Source organism: Deinococcus sp. HSC-46F16, from assembly GCF_024171495.1.
GTDB lineage: Bacteria > Deinococcota > Deinococci > Deinococcales > Deinococcaceae > Deinococcus.
The window spans coordinates 277,717-294,493 of record NZ_JALJZW010000002.1; the positions used below are offsets into that span (position 1 = coordinate 277,717).

The following is a 16,777-nucleotide window of genomic DNA, read 5'->3' on the forward strand; positions in this document are numbered from 1 at the left end:
CCCCCTCGTCTGCTCGCCAGCTCCCCCGCGTCCCGTGGCCGATGGGGGCTAGCCTTTGCCTTTGGCCTTACCCCGGCCTCCTCTGCCCCGCCGTACCCTGTCCCCATGCCCACCTCCCCCGACGCGACCTTCCGCGAACAGGTCCTCGCCCTCGTCGCCCGCATTCCCCCCGGCCGCGTGATGACCTACGGCCAGCTCGCCCTCCTCGCCGGACGCCCCGGCCCCGGCGGTGCGCGGCTGGCGGGGTTCGTGCTGGGCAGCCTCGCGGGACAGGCGCAGGGCGGCGACACCGACCTCCCCTGGCAGCGGGTGATCAACGCGCAGGGCAAGGTGAGCACCCACAAACTGGGGTTCGGGGACGTGCAGGAGCGGCTGCTGGAGGCCGAGGGCGTGACGTTCGACCCGTCCGGCCGCTGCGACCTCGCCCGCTGGCAGTGGTGGCCGCCGGAGGAGGCGCGGGACGCGGCGCCCGAACCTCTCTTGTAGCCCCGACCGATTGCAGCCCCGGAGCACAACGTCCCGCTGGCCCCGGCGTATTCTGGAGGGCATGAAGCGAACGAGGCGGCAGAAGTGGGTGGCGGGGGACGTGGCGTCCTGGGTGCTGGGGGTGACGCTGGGCCTGATCCTGGGCATCGCGCTCCTGATCGTGGTGCCCCGGCTGGGGCAGGCGCAGGGCGAGGCCAAGGCGGGCGAAGAGGGCACCATCATCGCGGACGGGGGAAACCAGACGAGCGCGGACGCGACCGGCTCCGAGTCCGAGGACGTGGCCTCGTCCCAGAACACGAATGAGGGCCAGGCGAACAGCGCGGGCAGCACCGGCGAAGGAGAAGCGACCGCCGCCGAGGGGCAGGACGGCGAGAGCGCCGCGATGGGCACGAACAGCGGTGACGAGGCCGAGGAAAGCGTGACGAGCACCGAGCAGGGGGCACAGGCCGAGGCCGACACCGCTGCCGGGGAGACCAGCACCAACGAGGCCAACACCGACGCCGTGTCTACCAGCGCCCAGACCGGCGCCGGGGCCACCGTCGCGCCGCTGGGCACCGCCGAGGCCGACGAGGCCCGCGCCACGGGCGAGATCGGCTCCTCGACCGCCAAGAACACCGGCGAGGGCAACACCGCCGAGGAAGCCATCACCGGCGAGCAGACCGACTCGGCGGGCGACGTGGGCGCGGGGCAGACCATCTACGCGAGCAACTGCGCGGGCTGCCACGGTGCCAACGGGCAGGGCGGCTTCGGCCCCAGCCTGGTCACGGCCGACGGCCCCAAGAGCTGGACGCTGGCCCAGTTCACGACCACCCTGCGCGAGGGCAAGACGCCCGAGCGCGAACTGGCCCCCACCATGCCCCGCTTCTCGGAGCAGCAGCTCAGCGACGCGCAGATCGCGGACCTGCACGCCTACATCAAGTCCCTGAACTGAGCCCCACAGCAGGAGCGCCGCCCCACTCGTACGGGGCGGCGCTTTCCTTTGTGCTCTTAGTGTGGCACGGCCCACGCCCGGACACGAGTCCACCCGGCCACGGTTGCCCCCGCCAGGGCTGCTTACACTCGGCGGGTGCGAAAACCCCCGGCGACCGGCCCCATCCCCACCTCCGAACTGCTCGCCGTGCTGCGCCGGGCGGTGCCCTCGCTGGTGCGGAGTGCGCCGCTGATCGTCTCGCTGATGGCGCTGATGGTGGTGCTCCAGGGCCTGCTGCCCGCCGCGACCGTCTTCCTGAGCAAGTGGACGGTGGACGGCATCACGGCGGTTGCGGGCGGCGGTGAGGCCAACCTCACCCTGCTGGCCGTGGCGTGGGCGGGCACGGCGCTGATCGGGCAGCTCACGGCGGTGGGGCGGGCCGTGCTCCAGGGGTACGCGACCGACCACTTCACGGTGCAGACGGTCACGCAACTCATGCGGAAAATGCAGGCGCTGCCGGGGCTGGACGTGGTGGAAGACCCCCGCTTTCACGACGACGTGGAGACACTCCAGACGGGCGCCCGCTTCCGGCCGCTGAACCTCACGGCGACGCTCCTGGGGCTGCTTCAGGCGGTCGTGGGCGTGGTCGGCGTGGCCGGGGCGCTTCTCACGGTGGGGTGGTGGGTGCCGCTCGTCGTCGTGGTCGGGATGATTCCGCTGGCCCGCACCCAGATTCGCCTGCGCGAGATGGGCTGGAGCCTCGCCATCCAGCGCACCCAGGAGGCCCGCGAACTCGCCTACGACCAGCGCGTCGCCCTGCGACACGAGTACGCCAAGGAGGTGCGCCTCTACGATCTGATGCCCTACCTCACCGGGCGCTATGTGGACGGGGCGCTGGCCTACCAGCGGGTCATGCGCGGGATGCGGAACAGGCAGGTGCTGGGCCTGCTTCCCGCGCAGGTGCTCGCGCTGGCGGTGACGGCGGGCCTCTTCGCCTACGCGGTGGCGCAGGCAGGTCAGGGCCAGCTCACGGCGGGCACGGTCGTGCTGGTGATCGGGGCACTCGCGGGGGTGCGCGACAGCCTGGGCAGCGTGACCGAATACCTCGGCATGGGAACCGAGCATCTCCGGTGGTTCCAGAAGTACTACGCCTTTCTGGACGCCAAACCCGGCGTGGCCGCGCCCGCGCAGCCCCGGCCCCTTCCCACCCGGCTGGACCTGCGGCTGGACGACGTGAGCTTCGGCTACCGCGACCTTCCGCCCGTGCTGGAGCACGTCAGCCTGCATATCCCCGAAGGGCAGGTCGTCGCCATCGTGGGCGAGAACGGGGCGGGCAAGACCACGCTGGTCAAGCTGCTGCTGCGCTTCTACGACCCCACCTCGGGCCGGGTGCTGCTGGGTGCCCCTGGCGAGGAGGTGGACCTGCGGGGCGTGAACCTCACCGCGTGGCGCTCGCAGGTCGCGGCGGTCTTTCAGGACTTCGCCCGCTTTGAGTGGACCGTGCGCGACAACGTGCTGCTGGGGCGGCCTGAGGATGGGGAGAAACTGGCTCTCACTGCCGATGCAAGCGGGTTGAAGAGCATCTTGCCCCGCCTTCCCGACGGTCTGAATACCCGCATCGGGCAGGCCTTCGGCGGGGTGGACCTCTCGGGCGGGCAGTGGCAGAAGCTGGCAACCGCGCGGGCACTGTACCGGGATGCCCGCGTGCTGATTCTGGACGAGCCGACCGCCGCGCTGGACCCCCGCAGCGAGAGCGAGGTCTTTGCCGCCTTCGCGGCGCTGGCGCGGGGCCGCACCACCCTGCTGATCACCCACCGCCTCGGCAGCGTGCTGATGGCCGACCGCATCTTGGTGATGAAGGCGGGCCGCTTGATCGAGGACGGCACCCACGCCGAACTGCTGGCGCGGGGCGGCGAGTACGCCGAACTGTGGCGCCTCCAGGCCGGGCAATACACCGGGGAAGATGCAGTGCGCGGGGAGCAGGACGTGGTGGGGACGAATTGAGTGGGCAATAAAAAAGCCGCCTTTTCGGGCGGTGATAAGAAAAAGATAGCGCAGTATGCGGTATTCGTCAAGGGGAACCGGGCGGCGCAGGCTCAGGGCGGGAGTTCCCCGCGCCATCCGCCGCTCACCTCGCCCTGCTACACTTTTTCACCTATGGCCCGATCAGCCCCAGCGTGGGCGGCGGGCACGGCGCATCCCCCCTCTGACGCCTGGGAGGAAGCGACACCGAAAGGAGCGTCCACATGCAGAAAGTCGCCATCGTGGGCCGACCCAACGTCGGCAAATCCAGCCTGTTCAACCGCCTGATCGGGCGGCGGGAAGCCGTCGTCGCGGACTTTCCCGGCGTGACCCGCGACGCCAAGGAAGGGCTGATGCTCTACCACAACCACCGCATCACCCTGATCGACACGGGCGGGCTGTGGAGCGGGGACGAGTGGGAACAGGCCATCCGCGAGAAGGCGGAGTGGGCGATGGAGGGCGCCCAGGCCGTCATCTTTGTCCTTGACCCGCGCGAGGGCCTCTCGGCGGCCGACTACGAGGTCGCGGAGTGGCTGCGGCGGCTCGGCAAGCCCGTGGTCGTGGTCGCCAACAAAATAGACAGCCCCAAGCACGAGGTCTACCTCGCCGAACTGTGGGGCCTGGGCTTCGGCGATCCGGTCGCCATCAGCGCGGAGCACGCCCGTGGCCTCGACGACCTGATGGACCGCGTGATGACGCACCTCCCCGCCGACGACGAGGACGTGCCGGAAATCGCGCCCATCCGCATCTCGCTGATCGGGCGGCCCAACGTGGGCAAGTCCAGCCTGCTGAACGCGATCACGCACACCGACCGGGCCATCGTCGCCGACCAGCCGGGCACCACCCGTGACAGCCTGGACGTGGAGTGGGATTACGGCGGGCAGCGCTTCGTGCTCGTGGATACGGCGGGCATTCGCAAGAAACCCGACACCGCCATCGAGGACTACGCGATTCAGCGCTCGCAGGCCGCCATCGAGCGCAGCGACCTGATCTGGCTGGTCGTGAACGCGACCGACCTCGGCGACCACGAACTCAAGCTCGCCAACCTCGCCTACGAGAGCGGCAAGCCCGTGATCGTGGTCGTGAACAAGTGGGACCTCGTGCCCGACGAGGAGCTGAAGCGCACCGAGAAGGACCTGAACCAAAAGCTCCACCACATCTCCTACGCGCCGCGTGTGTACACCTCCGCGATCAACGACTACGGCATCCACGACATGCTCGCCGAGGCCATGAAGCTCCACGAGAAGTGGCAGAGCCGCATCCCGACCGCCGAACTCAACCGCTGGCTGGAGGTCTGGCAGATGCGCCAGGCGGTGCCCAACTTCGGCGGCAAGAAGCTGAAGATGTACTTCATGACGCAGGTGGAAACGGCACCCCCCACCTTCGCCATCTTCTGCAACCGCGCCGACTTCGTGACCCGCGCCTACGAGGGCTTCCTGCACAACCGCATCCGCGAGGACCTGGGGCTCGCCGGAATCCCGGTGCGGCTGAAGTGGAAGGAGAAGGGACCCTACAAGAAGGGCAAGAAGGGCGAGGAAGCCGAGGCGTGAGCGTCGGGGCCGGGGAAAAGACCTCCGGCCCTCTTTCTTGCCTAGCGCTCCGCCCCGTCGGCCGCCCGCAGCAGCAACCGGGCGAACTCGGGGGGCAGGGGGTGCTTTGCCGCGGGATTCGTCCGCAGGTGCGCCGCCCGCACCTGTCCCTCGGCGGAGAGGGCACACAGCGCGACCGCGCCCAGACGCTGGCGGTGGCGCCGGAACTCCAGAACGCCTTCCGGCCGCAGCCCTGAAGGCACCGGGCCGTCCAGCAAGCGCAGGGCGGCGGGCACCAGGGTCTCATGGACGGCCCCCGGCGGCACGACGATGACCAGCAGGTTGGCCCCACCGGGCGCACACTGCCCGATCTTGTCGCAGATCACCCGCGCCACCCGGCGAACAGCCCCTGGTCCCACCGGGTCGCCCGCCTCGTCTTCGGGCAGTCGCAGCCGGGTCACCTCGACCCGCAGCGCGGTGTGCCCCTTGAAGGTCACCCCAAAATCCGGCCCCCGCTCCCCGGCCGGGTGGGGCGGCTCGTACCCCACGGCGCAGCGCGGATCGGCCACCAGCAGGGCGGCGACGGCGAGTTCGGCGAGCAGGTCCCGCTGCTCGCCCTCCGAGGAGGCCAGGCGCAGCTTCTTGCGAATCTTGGCCGCGTGGGCCTGGGCGAACCTCAAGAATCCAGGCGACGCCTCGCTCCAGCGGCGCAGGGAGGGAGCCAGCGGGTGAGCGGGGTCGGGGCAGAGGTCTGCCAGCAGTCCGTCAAGGCGTCGGCCCACGGGCCTCCCCTGAGGTCGGCCCCGCTCCGCTGGCCTGCTCCTCCATCGCCCGCCAGTCCTCCCAGGCCAGGGCAGGCAGCAGGGCGAAACTGCCCGCAAAGAGGGACGCGACGGCAGCGGGCACCCGCACCGCCGTCTTGCCGTTCAGCACGAGGTGCAGCGCTCCTAGGGTGCTCAGCACGCCGATGTCCATGAACATCACGCGGGCCAGGGGGCTGCGGCGCAGGGTGTCCACGGTCCCCAGGTCACCGGGACGGCCCCGCCCCAGCACGGCCGACAGCACCAGCATGACGAACAGGGCGGCGTAGAGCTTGAGCCGCTCGGGGCCGGGGGCGCGGTACTTTTCCAGGGCGGGAGGTGGGGAAGGGGTCATGCCCCAGCGTAGCCTCAAGGGGGTCACATGTGGGGCGTGGCACGGCCGCGTACGCTTGCCGCATGAGCCTCTTCCTGCGACTGCTGCTCGGCAGCCTGCTGGTCTTCAGCCTCGCGGCGTGTGCGCCCGGCGGCGGCGATGACGAGGACGACGCGGGCACCACTGTCTCCCAGCAGGATGACGACCGCGACGACGAGAACGACGACTGAGCGCCCCTTCCCGAAGCCCCCCGGACCCCGCGCCGGGGGTGTTCGCTTGGGGCAGGACCCATCACGGCTCACGCACAGGTGGGCCTCTACACTTCCGGGCATTCCACAACCTGGCGACCCACCCCCGCCTTCCCCCGGAGGATCCATGACGCGTACCCCCCTGTTCGGCCTGCTCACCCTCGGCATCCTGCTCGCCTCCTGCGGGAGCACCCCCAGCGCCACCGTACCGACTCCCGAAGCCTCGGCGCCCCAGGCCCCGGTGACGGCAGCGCGGGAGTACGTGCCCGGCGAAGTGATCGTGCAGCTCGCGGGCGGGCTGGGAGCCCAAGGCCTGACCGCACTGGAGGCCCGGCTGGGCGTGCAGTCGCTCGAACAGCTCGCGGTGGTGGACGGCGCGGCGCTGCTGCGCACCCGCGTGACCGACGGCCAGAGCGTGGAGGGCAAGATCGCGCAGCTTCAGGCAAGCGAGGCGGTGCGCTTCGCGGAACCGAACTGGATCTACCAGCATCAGGCAACGGCCACCGACGCGCAGTTCACGAACGGCACCCTCTGGGGTATGTACGGCGACGCGAGCACGCCCGCCAACCCGTACGGGTCGCAGGCCGCCGAAGCCTGGGCACGCGGCAGCGTCGGCAGCGACAGCGTGTACGTGGGCATCATCGACGAGGGCTACCAGTTCGACCACCCCGACCTGCGGGGCAATGCGTGGCTCAACCCCTTCGACCCGGTGGACGGGCGAGACAACGACGGGAACGGCTATATCGACGACACGCGCGGCTGGGACTTCGCGAACAGCGACAACAGCGTGTATGACGGCGGCACGCGCGGCAGCCTCGACAGCCACGGCACCCACGTCGCGGGCACCATCGGCGGCACCGCGAACGACGGCGGCGTGGTGGGCGTGAACCACAACGTCACCCTGATCAGCGGCAAGTTCCTGGGCCGCCGGGGCGGCACCACGGCCGACTCCATCAAGGCGGTGGACTACTTTACCGACCTCAAGACCCGGCACGGCCTGAACATTGTCGCCACCAACAACTCCTGGGGCGGCGGCGGCTACAGCCAAGCGCTGTACGAGGCCATCGTGCGCGGGGCGAAGGCGAACATCCTCTTTATCGCGGCGGCGGGCAACTCCGGCACCGACAACGACGCGGCCGCCTCCTACCCCAGCAACTACGACACCACCAAGGACGCGGGGTACGACGCGGTGATTGCGGTCGCCGCCATCGACAAGGCGGGGGCGCTCGCCAGCTTCAGCCAGTACGGCCGCACCCAGGTGGACCTCGGTGCCCCCGGCGTGGCGATCACCAGCAGCGTGCCCTACAACAGCTACGCGAGCTACAACGGCACGAGCATGGCGACCCCCCACGTCACGGGCGGCGCGGCCCTGTACGCCAGCACCCACCCCGGCGCGACCGCCGCGCAGATTCGTCAGGCCATCCTGGGCAGCGTGATCGCCACCCCCAGCCTGAACGGCAAGACCGTCACGGGCGGACGACTGAACGTCAGCGGGTTCTGATAGCGGCCAGCTTCCCGCCGCCAGCAACAAGAAGAGGGGACGGGCCTGCGGGCGCCGTCCTCTTTTCTCTGGGTTACAGACGGCGGCCGAGCGGACCCGGCACACTGACCCATGTCGCAACCCACCGTTCGCGCGGCGCTGATCCTCGGCGCGGCCCTGCTCGCCTCGTGCGCCACGGCCCAAACGCCGCAGGTGCGCTTCGTTCCATTCGCCAGCGGGCTCCCGCAGGTCACGACCATCACCCACGCGGGGGACGGGTCGGGGCGGCTGTACGTGACCCTTCAGGGGGGGCAGGTGCGGGTCATCCGCAATGGGCAGCTTCAGGCGCAACCCTTTCTCGACCTGAGCGGGCTGACCCGCGCGGGCGGCGAGCGCGGCCTGCTGGGGCTGGCCTTCGACCCCCGGTACAAACAAAACCGCCGCTTTTACGTCCACTACACCGACCGCAATGGGGACACGGTACTGGCCCGCTACACGGCGACCACCGATTTCAGCCGGGGCGACCCGCAGAGTGCCCGGACCCTCTTTACCGCCGAGCAGCCCTACGCCAACCACAACGGCGGGCAGCTCGCCTTCGGGCCGGACGGCTTCCTGTACCTGGGGCTGGGCGACGGCGGCTCGGGCGGCGATCCCCAGAACAACGGCCAAAAGCTGAGCACGCCGCTGGGCAAACTCCTTCGCTTTGACGTGAGCGGCGACGCGGCCCGGCCCGCTGCCGGAAACCCGTTCGTGAACCGCAGCGGGGCCAATCCTTACATCTGGGCGTATGGGCTGCGGAACCCCTGGCGCTTCTCCTTCGACCGGCAGGGCGGCGACCTGATCATCGCGGACGTGGGCCAGAACGCGCTGGAGGAACTCAACCGCCAGCCCCGCAGCAGCAAGGGCGGCGAGAACTACGGCTGGAAGGTGCGCGAGGGCAACCGCTGCTTCGAGCCATCTACAGGCTGCCGCACCTCCGGGCTGGTGGACCCCGTGCTGGTGTATGGCCGCAATGAGGGCCAGAGCATCACGGGCGGCTACGTCTACCGGGGGAGCGCCATTCCCGCACTGAAGGGCCAGTACGTGTTCGGGGACTTCGGGAGTGGCGCCGTGTGGGCGGCGCGGCCCACGGGGAACCGCTGGACCAAAACCACGCTGGGTCGCGTCGAGAACCCCTCCACTTTTGGGGAGGACGAGGCGGGCGAGCTGTACGTGGCCGAGTACGGCAGCGGGCGCATCCTGAAGATGGGCCGCTGAGACAAGCTTGCTCTAATCCCCGGTCATGCGGGACCGCACCGCATGACCGTCCATCGCCGCGACCGCGTATTTTTGCCTCTCGCTCTCCTCCGGAGCTGTGCCAGTCCGCTCGGGTTCGTCTGGGCCTCATCGCCATTTGTTCTGAGCCGGGGTCAACTCCCGACCTGTTCCACCCGGTAGCGCACGGTGCGGCGGCCGAGGTCCACCGTGAGCTCGCCCCCCACCTGTCGCCCCAGCAGCGCACGGCCCACCGGACTCTCGCTGCTGACGCGGGGGCGCTCGCCGGGCACCGCCGAGGCTTCGGGCGGACTGACGAGCTGGAGGATGAGGCGGCGATCCGCGCCGAGGTCCAGCAGTGTGACCACTGAACCAAGGTGAATGGCGCCTTCCTCTCCGGCTCCCGGCTCAATGACCACTGCCCGCGCAATCAGGTCTTCCAACTCGTCCACGCGGGCCTGTACCGCCAGCAGCCGCTGTTGAGCCTCGGGCAACCCCTGGTTCTCCTGATCGTTCGCTTCCATCTGCTCGCGCACGACGCGGCGGGCTTCTTCCAGCCGCTCCGTTTCCTGGGTCAATTGCCGCCGCAACCGGGCGAGGCCCTCGGGAGTCAGGGGGGCAGGCTGGGTCATGGCGGCATGGTGCCTCGCCTCAGGTCCAGGGTGCGTGAATCCCGGCTTCATCCTGTCATGCCACATCCCCGCCAGAATCGCGCCCATGCGTGCACAACGTTCTGCCCTCGTCCTCGCCAGCGCCCTGCTCGTGGTCGGTCCCGCCCAGCAGGCAGAGGCCACCGCCTGGGAAAAGGCCAAGTTCGTCTTTCACCTCGGCGCGGCCTACTACGCCTTCAACACCTGGGTCTGGCGGCCCTACCGCGAGTACAAGTTCCAGACGGGTGCCCCCGGCCAGCGGGCCAACATCGTCAAGGCGGGCGTGGCCCTGGCCTTCGCCGCCTATCAGGTCAACGCGGCGGTCCAGATGACCCGCAACACCAACGATCCCTTCCTGCGGCGCATCGGCTCGCTGCTGCCAGGCTTTAACAAGTCGCTGAACGCGGTCGGTAACGACCTGAAACGCGGCCGCTTCAACGAGGCGGGTATTCAGGGGCTCAACCGTCAGGTGAACACCTTGCTGAACACCGCCGAGCGCCAAGGGCAGCCGATTCGTCCGGTGGCGGTGCCGATTCCGGGGCTGTAATGAAGCCAACAGGAGAGGCGGGCCATTGCGTGCCCGCCTCTCCTGTTGCTCGGCTCTAGTTCACCCGCACTTGCTATACCCGCACGCCTGGCACTTCAGGCAGCCTTCTTCCCGAATCACGGCCTTTTCCTCGCACACCGGGCAGCGCTCGCGGCCCATGCCTTCCACGCTAACGCCACTGGGGGCCGCAGGCGCGGCGGCGGGCGCGTCCACGCTGCCCCCGGCGAGGGGCGGCAGGCTGGCGGCGTCCATGTCCTTGGCGAAGGTGTCGAGCGCGACGGCGATCAGGTCGGCCTTCGACCCCACGAGGCGGCCGTTGTAGGAGCCGTACAGCCCGCCGTTGATGCCCCGCAGCGTCTTGATGATCGCCTGCGCGGGCACGCCGTGTTGCAGGGCGATGGAGACGACGCGGCCCAGCGCCTCGGAGTCGGCGTTCGCCTCGTCCCCGGCGCGGCCCGAGATCACCATGACCTCCACGGGCTTGCCGTTCAGGTGGTTGACCGTGACGAGGAAGGAACGGCGGTGCCCGCTGGTGGGATCGGTGAGTTTGACCATGTCGGTGATCCCGCTCAGACGGGTGGGGCGCTCGTAGACGGGAGTCGGGGCGGAGGCTGCGGGGCGGGGGGTCGGGCCGGCGGGAGCGGAAGCAGCAGGCGCGGGGGCGGCTTCGGGCTGCGCGGCTACCGGGGCGGGCTGGGGGCTCTCCCCCATCACCTCGGCCACGGCTTCGGCGGCTACGGTCTCCTCCACCTTCTTCTCCTTCTTCTTGCTGGTGGACAGCACCTGGAACTGCCGCGAGCCGTCGCGGTACACGGTGATGCCCTTGCAACCCGTCCGGTAAGCCTCGGCGTAGGCGGTCTGCACGTCGGCGACGGTGGCCGAGTTGGGCAGGTTGATCGTCTTGGAGAGGCTGTTCGCCGCGTGCTGCCCGCCCTCGTCAAAGGCCCGCTGCACGGTGCCCTGCATCCGCACGTGGTCCACCGGGCTGATGTCGTGGGCGCACACGAAGACCTGTTGCAGCGCTTCCGGGATAAAGGCCAGCCCCACCACCGAGCCGTGGTTCTCGGAAACGGCCTCGGTCACGCGGTCCCAGTTCCAGCCCCCCTGGCCGTCGTCCATGTTGGCGGCGGGCGGGTACTGGTTCAGCAGCTCCATGAAGAGGGGGTGCAGCAGCGCCCGGTACTCGCTGCCAATCTTGCGCCAGATGAAAGGCGAGAAGACGGGCTCGATGCCGCTGGACACGCCCATCAGCATGGAGGTCGTGCCCGTGGGGGCCACGGTCAGCACCGCCACGTTGCGCCGCGCCGCGTGGGGAATCTTGCGGGGGCTGCGGGTGTAGACGGGGTAGTGGCCGCGCTCCTTGCCCAGCCGCTCGCTCTCGGCCACGGCCTCCTCGCGTAGGGCGGTCATGATGTCGTGGATGGCCTGCCGCCCGGCTTCCGAGTCGTAGCGCAGCCCCAGCTTGATCAGCGCGTCCGCGAGGCCCATCACGCCCAGGCCCAGGCGCCGCAGGTCCTGCGAGGCCACCCGGTTGTCCTCCAGCGCGAAGACGTTCACGTCCAGCACGTCGTCGAGGAAGCGCACGCAGGTCCGTACATCGGCGCGGAAGGTCGGGTAATCAAAGGCACTGCCCTTCACGTAGGCCGCGAGGTTGATCGCGCCGAGGTCGCAGGGCTCGCCGACGGTCAGGGGAATCTCGCCGCAGGGGTTGGTGGAGCGAATCTCGTACCGCTTGCCCAGGTTCTTGAGCGCGGAGTGCTCGTTCACCCGGTCCACGAAGATGAGTCCCGGTTCGCCCGTGCTCCAGGCGTGCTCGGCGATCTGGTCCCACAGCCACTTCGCGGGAACGCCGGGGCGCTTGTCGGCGGGGTTGTAGCGGCCCTGAGGGGCGGTGCGGTAGAGGGGCACCGCGCGGGCACTGTCCTCGGCGCGGTCGGGCAGCGCGGGCAGGCGGCCGTCGTACAGCCCGTCCTGGGGGGCGAGGTAGTACTTGCCGGGCACCTCCTGCACGTCCACGTGCCACAGGGCGTCGCGCTCCAGGGCCTGCCAGAACTTCTCGCTGACCAGGATGGAGATGTTGAAGGTGGAGATGTCGCCCTCCGCCGCCTCGCGGTCGAGGTCCTTGGCGGTCAGGAAGTCCAGCACGTCGGGGTGCTCGATGGCGATGGTCGCCATGCCCGCGCCCCGGCGGGTGCCGCCCTGCCGGACCACGCGCAGCACGGGCGCGTACACGAAACGCAGGGTATTGACCGGCCCGCTCGTCTCGCCGCCCCGGTTGGCCCATTCCAGGAAGTTGTCGAAAATCTCCATCAGGAAGGACACCGGGCCGGAGCTGGTGCCGCCCGAGCCCTTGATCGGGGCTCCCTCGGGCCGCATCTGGGAGAGGTCGATGCGCGGCTCGACGCCCACCCGCGCCGTCTCCGCGACCGCCCGCGCCGCGTCGATGATGCCGCCCATGTCGTCGGCGACGGCCTGCACGCCCCCCGGCAGCGCTCGCACGATCTGCACCCCGTTCTGCCGGGCCAGCGCCACGAGGTCGGTCGGGACCGCCTCACCGTAGACCACCCGCGTCCAGTTGCGCACCGCAACTGGGGCCTTGTCGCCGTCGGGCTGGGTGGGTGGGCGCATCAGGCCTTCCACGAAGTCGGTCACGTCGGGGTGCGTGGCCGCCATGTACACCCAGCCGCGCACGCCCGCGTCAGGGCGGCTCTGCGCCGAGCGCGGCGCGTACACGTCGAGGTTCACCCCGTTGCCGCCGCCCACCTTGGTCACCAGCGCGAGCTTGCGGGCGACTTCCATCACCCCGTCGAAGCTCTCGGGGGCCGAAGCGGTCGCGCCCTGCACGAAGCAGTTCAGCACGTTGCCGTGCTGCGTCCCCGCGCCCGCCAGCACGCGCCCGCCGGGGCAGAACTTCTTCTCGGCCATCAGGTCGTAGTACCGCTGCGCCCAGTGCTCCTGCACCTCCCCGGCCTCCGCGCCCGCCACCCAGGTCGCGATGCGGCGGAACATCCCCGCGATATCGCCGTCGCCAGGCTGGAGATACTGCCGCCGGGCGATGTGCTGGGCGTTGTCGTCGAAGTGGCGCAGGGTGGGATCGGGCGTGGTCGTCATGGCGGCTCCTTGGGGCGAGGCGGCAACAAAAAACCCTCACCACCCGGCGGGGGCGGTGCGGAAACGGATGGGCGGGGACCCGCTGTGGGGGCTCCTCTACGGTGCCTGACTCTACCATTCGGCCCCGCCTCATACAACGGCTTGTACTTCTACCCCGAATGGGGTACAAGATGCGGCCCCCAACCGGGCAGGTCAAGGGCCGCGTCAACCGTCGGAAATTAGCCTGTCCGTACCAGAAAACGGCCGCACGAGGGGCACTTCACCGGAGGCAGCTTGCCCTGCGCGGCTTTCTGCTGCACGTTGACAGGGAGCATCACGTTGCAGCCCGTGCAGCGGCCCCCACGAATCTCGACGAGGCCCAGGCCCTTTTTCGCCCGGCGAATCAGGTCGTATTCCTTGACGGTGCGCGAGTCGAGGCCACCGACCAGCCCGGCGCGTTCCTGGCGGGCGCCCTCGCCCTGGTCGCGCAGGCCCTGCACGCGGGCCTCGTCCTCCTTCTCCAGCGCTTCGAGGGAGGGGCGCAGAGCGCGGTGCTCGGCCCGTAGGCCGCTGGCCTTCTCGGTCAGCTCGCGCTGGCGCTCGCGCAGGGGCGCGAGGTCTTCTGCCATCTCCTCGGCCCGCTCCTCCAGCATCTGGATACGGCTGCCGTACTGCGACTGGGCGCGGGCGTCGAAGGCGTTTTTCTCCTGCTCCTCGCGGGCGCGGGCGGCCTGATCGCGTGTTCCGGCGAGGTCCTGCTCGAGGGCACGGAGCTGCTTCTCGACGCCTTCCAGGGTGATCTCGGTGTCCTCCAGGGCGTTGTTCAGGCGCTCCTGCTCCTGCCGGGCCTCGCGCAGGGCGTCCGGAATGCTGGCCTCCTCGCCCCGCAGGCGGTCGAGTTCGAGGTCAAGTTCCTGTACGCGCAGCAGGCTTTGCAGACTTCCGGTATCGCTCATCCCGGTCAGTCTACCCCCGCCTGGGCCGCCCGCGCCGCCGGGTGCCCGCCCCGCCGCGCCGGGCGGTAGAGGCCCAGGTAGATCGCCAGCACGCTGGCCGCGTACATCAGCAGCGTCCACGCGAACAGCAGGTTAAAGGCCACCCCGAAGGGCAGCGCCCCCCGCACCACCCCGCCCAGGATGCTGCTCGCCGCCCACCCCAGGTCCCAGGCGATCAGGTTGACGGCGGAATACATCGGGCGGTCCTCGTCGGGCAGGGCCGTCATCGCGTAGGCCGAGTAGACGGGTCCGGCGGCGTTCATCAGCGCCCCACGGGTAAAGAGGGCGACGGCGACCATCCAGAGTTGCGGCGCGTAGCCCAGGATCGCCAGGAAAGGCAGGCTGGCCGCTTGCACCACCAGCACCGCCGTGAGCTGCCCCAGCCGCCGCACCAGCAAGGGTTGCAGCAGCACGGTGGCGGCCGTCGCGAGGCTCGTCCACGCGAACAGGTTGCCCAGGCTGGCATAGTCCACCTCGAACTTGCCCTCGATATAGACGTTCAGGAAGGGAATGGTCGCCCCCGCCCCCAGCCCCACCAGCACGTTGGGCGCGACCAGCCGCCCCATCGTGAGCTTGTCGCGGATGGCGAAGGAACGGCCCTCCGGCGCCTTTTTCCCGCTGGGGCGCAGGAAGAGGACCGGCACCAGCCCCGCGAGCTGAAAGCCCGCCGACACCAGCAGGGCCGCCCGCAGCGCCCCCAGCCCGTCGGGTTCGGTCGCGGTGGCCGCCGCGTACACCTCCGGCACCCGCCCGCCGAAGAGGTTGCCGAGAAAGCCTGCCCCGGTCATCAGCGCACTCTGAACACTGAAGAGGGTCACCCGCGATTTCTCGTCGCTGTTGTTCGCCATGAAGGGCGACCCGGCGACCATCAGCATCGCGCCGCCCGCCCCCTGCACGAGCGCCCCCGCGATGGCCCCCAGCGGCCCCCCCGCCGTGGCGAGGATCAGCGCCCCCGCCACGCTGAAGATGCTTCCGAGCTGAATCGTTCGCGCGTTGGAGATACGCCGCGCGAGCGCCACCGCCGGGAGGCTGAGGGACGCGAGCGTGAGCGCAGGCAACGCGTTGACCAGCCCCTGCCACTCGGCCCCCAGCCCCAGCGCCCGCAGATAGAAGTTCAGAAAGAGGGCCGCGAACGCCTGCGCCAGCCCGAAGGTGAAGGCGGAAGCGAGGTAGAGCCAGACCTGACGGGAAAACTTCCAGGTCATTCGTGCACCCCGGTCTGCTCCACGCCCACCTTCGGGCAGAACCCCGCCATCACGCACTCCGGGCACAGCGGCCTGCGGGCCAGACACACCCGCCGCCCGTGCAGGATCAGCGCGTGGTGCAGGAACACCCAGCGGTCACGCGGAAAGAGGCGGCCCAGGTCGGCCTCCACCCTGTCGGGATTGGTCTGCACGCTCAGGCCCAGCCGCCGGGCGAGACGGCCCACGTGGGTGTCCACCGCGATGGCCGGGTACCCGTAGGCATTGCTCAGCACGACATTGGCCGTCTTGCGGCCCGCGCCGGGAAGAGCGACGACCGCGTCAAAGTCGTTGGGCACCTCCCCCCCATGCCGCTCCACAAGCAGCCGGGCAAGGGCGGCGAGGTTCCTGGCTTTATTCCGGTACAGGCCGATGGAGCGGATGTATGGCTCGATCTCCTCCGGGGTGGCCTGGCTCAGGGCGAAGGCGTCCGGGTAGCGGGCGAAGAGGGCGGGAGTCGCTGCGTTCACGCTCACGTCGGTCGCCTGGGCCGAGAGCACGGTGGCGACGAGGAGTTCGAAGGGGTTGCGGAAGGTTAACTCGGTGCGGGCGTCCGGGTAGAGGGCCTCCAGCGCCGCGAGCACCAGGGGGGCGCGGGCCGGGGCACCCTCCGGCAGGGGGGGGGCCGGGGCGGGGGCGGGAGTCACGCGGCGCAGCCTACACCCGCCCCCTGGGGGCCGTCTGGGGCATGGGGACACATCGCATCAGGCAACCCGCCACGCGCCCACCGCGTACCCTGAGCCATGAGAACCCTCTCGCTGATCCTCGGCATCCTGGCGGCATTGGGCCTCCTGCTGGGCCTGCTGCCCCTGTTCGGCTGGCTCAACTGGCTGGTGGTGCTGCCCCCCGCCGTGCTGGGGCTGATCCTCGGGGTGGTGGCCCGTGACCGGGGCGCGACCACCCTGAACGTGGTCGTGATCGGGCTGGCGGCCCTGCGGCTGATGCTGGGGGGCGGGGTGCTGTAGTCTTCCCCGGCCCTTGCAGGCCCGCGCGGGCCTCTGCTATCCTGCCCAGGCTCACGCGCCCGGTGGCGCGGCAAGCACGGGTCTTTAGCTCAGTTGGTAGAGCGGCGGTCTCCAAAACCGTAGGTCGTGGGTTCAAGTCCTACAAGGCCCGCCAAGAAACTTCCCCCGCCCCGCGCGGGGGGGTTTTGCTGTGGGGATGGTCGCTGTCCCACTGTGCCCCCGGTGA

Annotated in this window: 16 protein-coding genes and 1 tRNA gene; 10 read left to right on the top strand and 7 right to left on the bottom strand. The window is 70.1% G+C overall.

Annotated elements, in window-relative coordinates; all coding sequences use genetic code 11:
• The first annotated feature begins 105 nt into the window (after positions 1-105).
• From L1280_RS06745 to der, 4 genes are all read left to right on the top strand, one after another.
• On the top strand, positions 106-486 hold the full coding sequence (locus tag L1280_RS06745) for an MGMT family protein (protein WP_253581338.1): 381 nt from the start codon (positions 106-108) through the stop codon (positions 484-486).
• A gap of 61 nt (positions 487-547) precedes the next feature.
• Entirely contained in the window at positions 548-1,417 is an 870-nt protein-coding gene (locus tag L1280_RS15735; RefSeq protein WP_305881870.1) for a cytochrome c, read from the top strand.
• Positions 1,418-1,552: 135 nt separating this feature from the next.
• On the top strand, positions 1,553-3,400 hold the full coding sequence (locus L1280_RS06760) for an ATP-binding cassette domain-containing protein (protein WP_253581339.1): 1,848 nt from the start codon (positions 1,553-1,555) through the stop codon (positions 3,398-3,400).
• Between the two features lie 242 nt (positions 3,401-3,642).
• Positions 3,643-4,968, top strand: coding sequence for a ribosome biogenesis GTPase Der (der, locus tag L1280_RS06765; RefSeq protein WP_253581340.1), 1,326 nt, complete (start codon positions 3,643-3,645; stop codon positions 4,966-4,968).
• Between the two features lie 41 nt (positions 4,969-5,009).
• Here der and L1280_RS06770 read toward each other — a convergent pair whose 3' ends face one another.
• Both L1280_RS06770 and L1280_RS06775 read right to left on the bottom strand, forming a co-directional pair.
• Positions 5,010-5,729: a hypothetical protein gene (locus tag L1280_RS06770; RefSeq protein ID WP_253581341.1), complete on the bottom strand. Its 720-nt coding sequence runs from the start codon at positions 5,727-5,729 to the stop codon at positions 5,010-5,012.
• Complete coding sequence (locus tag L1280_RS06775; protein WP_253581342.1) at positions 5,713-6,102, bottom strand: hypothetical protein; 390 nt, start codon at positions 6,100-6,102, stop codon at positions 5,713-5,715. The genes L1280_RS06770 and L1280_RS06775 overlap by 17 nt, the downstream gene beginning before the upstream one ends.
• A gap of 62 nt (positions 6,103-6,164) precedes the next feature.
• Here L1280_RS06775 and L1280_RS06780 point away from each other — a divergent pair, with 62 nt between their 5' ends.
• From L1280_RS06780 to L1280_RS06790, 3 genes are all read left to right on the top strand, one after another.
• Positions 6,165-6,311, top strand: a complete 147-nt coding sequence (locus L1280_RS06780; RefSeq protein WP_253581343.1) for a hypothetical protein — start codon at positions 6,165-6,167, stop codon at positions 6,309-6,311.
• Positions 6,312-6,456: 145 nt separating this feature from the next.
• Entirely contained in the window at positions 6,457-7,830 is a 1,374-nt protein-coding gene (locus tag L1280_RS06785; RefSeq protein ID WP_253581344.1) for a S8 family peptidase, read from the top strand.
• A gap of 111 nt (positions 7,831-7,941) precedes the next feature.
• Positions 7,942-9,066, top strand: a complete 1,125-nt coding sequence (locus L1280_RS06790) for a sorbosone dehydrogenase family protein (RefSeq protein WP_253581345.1) — start codon at positions 7,942-7,944, stop codon at positions 9,064-9,066.
• 152 nt (positions 9,067-9,218) lie between these two features.
• Here L1280_RS06790 and L1280_RS06795 read toward each other — a convergent pair whose 3' ends face one another.
• On the bottom strand, positions 9,219-9,695 hold the full coding sequence (locus L1280_RS06795; protein WP_253581346.1) for a GreA/GreB family elongation factor: 477 nt from the start codon (positions 9,693-9,695) through the stop codon (positions 9,219-9,221).
• A gap of 85 nt (positions 9,696-9,780) precedes the next feature.
• Between L1280_RS06795 and L1280_RS06800 the strand changes: the two genes are divergently transcribed.
• Positions 9,781-10,260 (top strand): hypothetical protein, encoded by a 480-nt coding sequence (locus L1280_RS06800; RefSeq protein ID WP_253581347.1) that lies wholly within the window; start codon positions 9,781-9,783, stop codon positions 10,258-10,260.
• Between the two features lie 60 nt (positions 10,261-10,320).
• On the opposite strand, the gene L1280_RS06805 is transcribed toward L1280_RS06800, so the two are convergent.
• The 4 genes from L1280_RS06805 to nth form a co-directional block, all read right to left on the bottom strand.
• The gene (locus L1280_RS06805) at positions 10,321-13,371 is read right to left on the bottom strand and encodes an adenosylcobalamin-dependent ribonucleoside-diphosphate reductase (protein ID WP_253581348.1); all 3,051 of its coding nucleotides are present in this window, start codon (positions 13,369-13,371) and stop codon (positions 10,321-10,323) included.
• 218 nt (positions 13,372-13,589) lie between these two features.
• Positions 13,590-14,306, bottom strand: a complete 717-nt coding sequence (locus L1280_RS06810) for a zinc ribbon domain-containing protein (RefSeq protein ID WP_253581349.1) — start codon at positions 14,304-14,306, stop codon at positions 13,590-13,592.
• Positions 14,307-14,311: 5 nt separating this feature from the next.
• Positions 14,312-15,550, bottom strand: a complete 1,239-nt coding sequence (locus tag L1280_RS06815) for an MFS transporter (RefSeq protein ID WP_253581350.1) — start codon at positions 15,548-15,550, stop codon at positions 14,312-14,314.
• Positions 15,547-16,233, bottom strand: coding sequence for an endonuclease III (gene nth, locus L1280_RS06820; protein ID WP_253581351.1), 687 nt, complete (start codon positions 16,231-16,233; stop codon positions 15,547-15,549). The genes L1280_RS06815 and nth overlap by 4 nt, the downstream gene beginning before the upstream one ends.
• A gap of 96 nt (positions 16,234-16,329) precedes the next feature.
• On the opposite strand from nth, the gene L1280_RS06825 reads away from it, so the two are divergent.
• Positions 16,330-16,551 carry a hypothetical protein gene (locus tag L1280_RS06825; protein WP_253581352.1) on the top strand — a complete coding sequence of 74 codons (222 nt, stop codon included), beginning with the start codon at positions 16,330-16,332 and terminating at the stop codon, positions 16,549-16,551.
• Between the two features lie 78 nt (positions 16,552-16,629).
• Positions 16,630-16,705 (top strand) — tRNA-Trp (locus L1280_RS06830).
• Positions 16,706-16,777 lie beyond the last annotated feature (72 nt).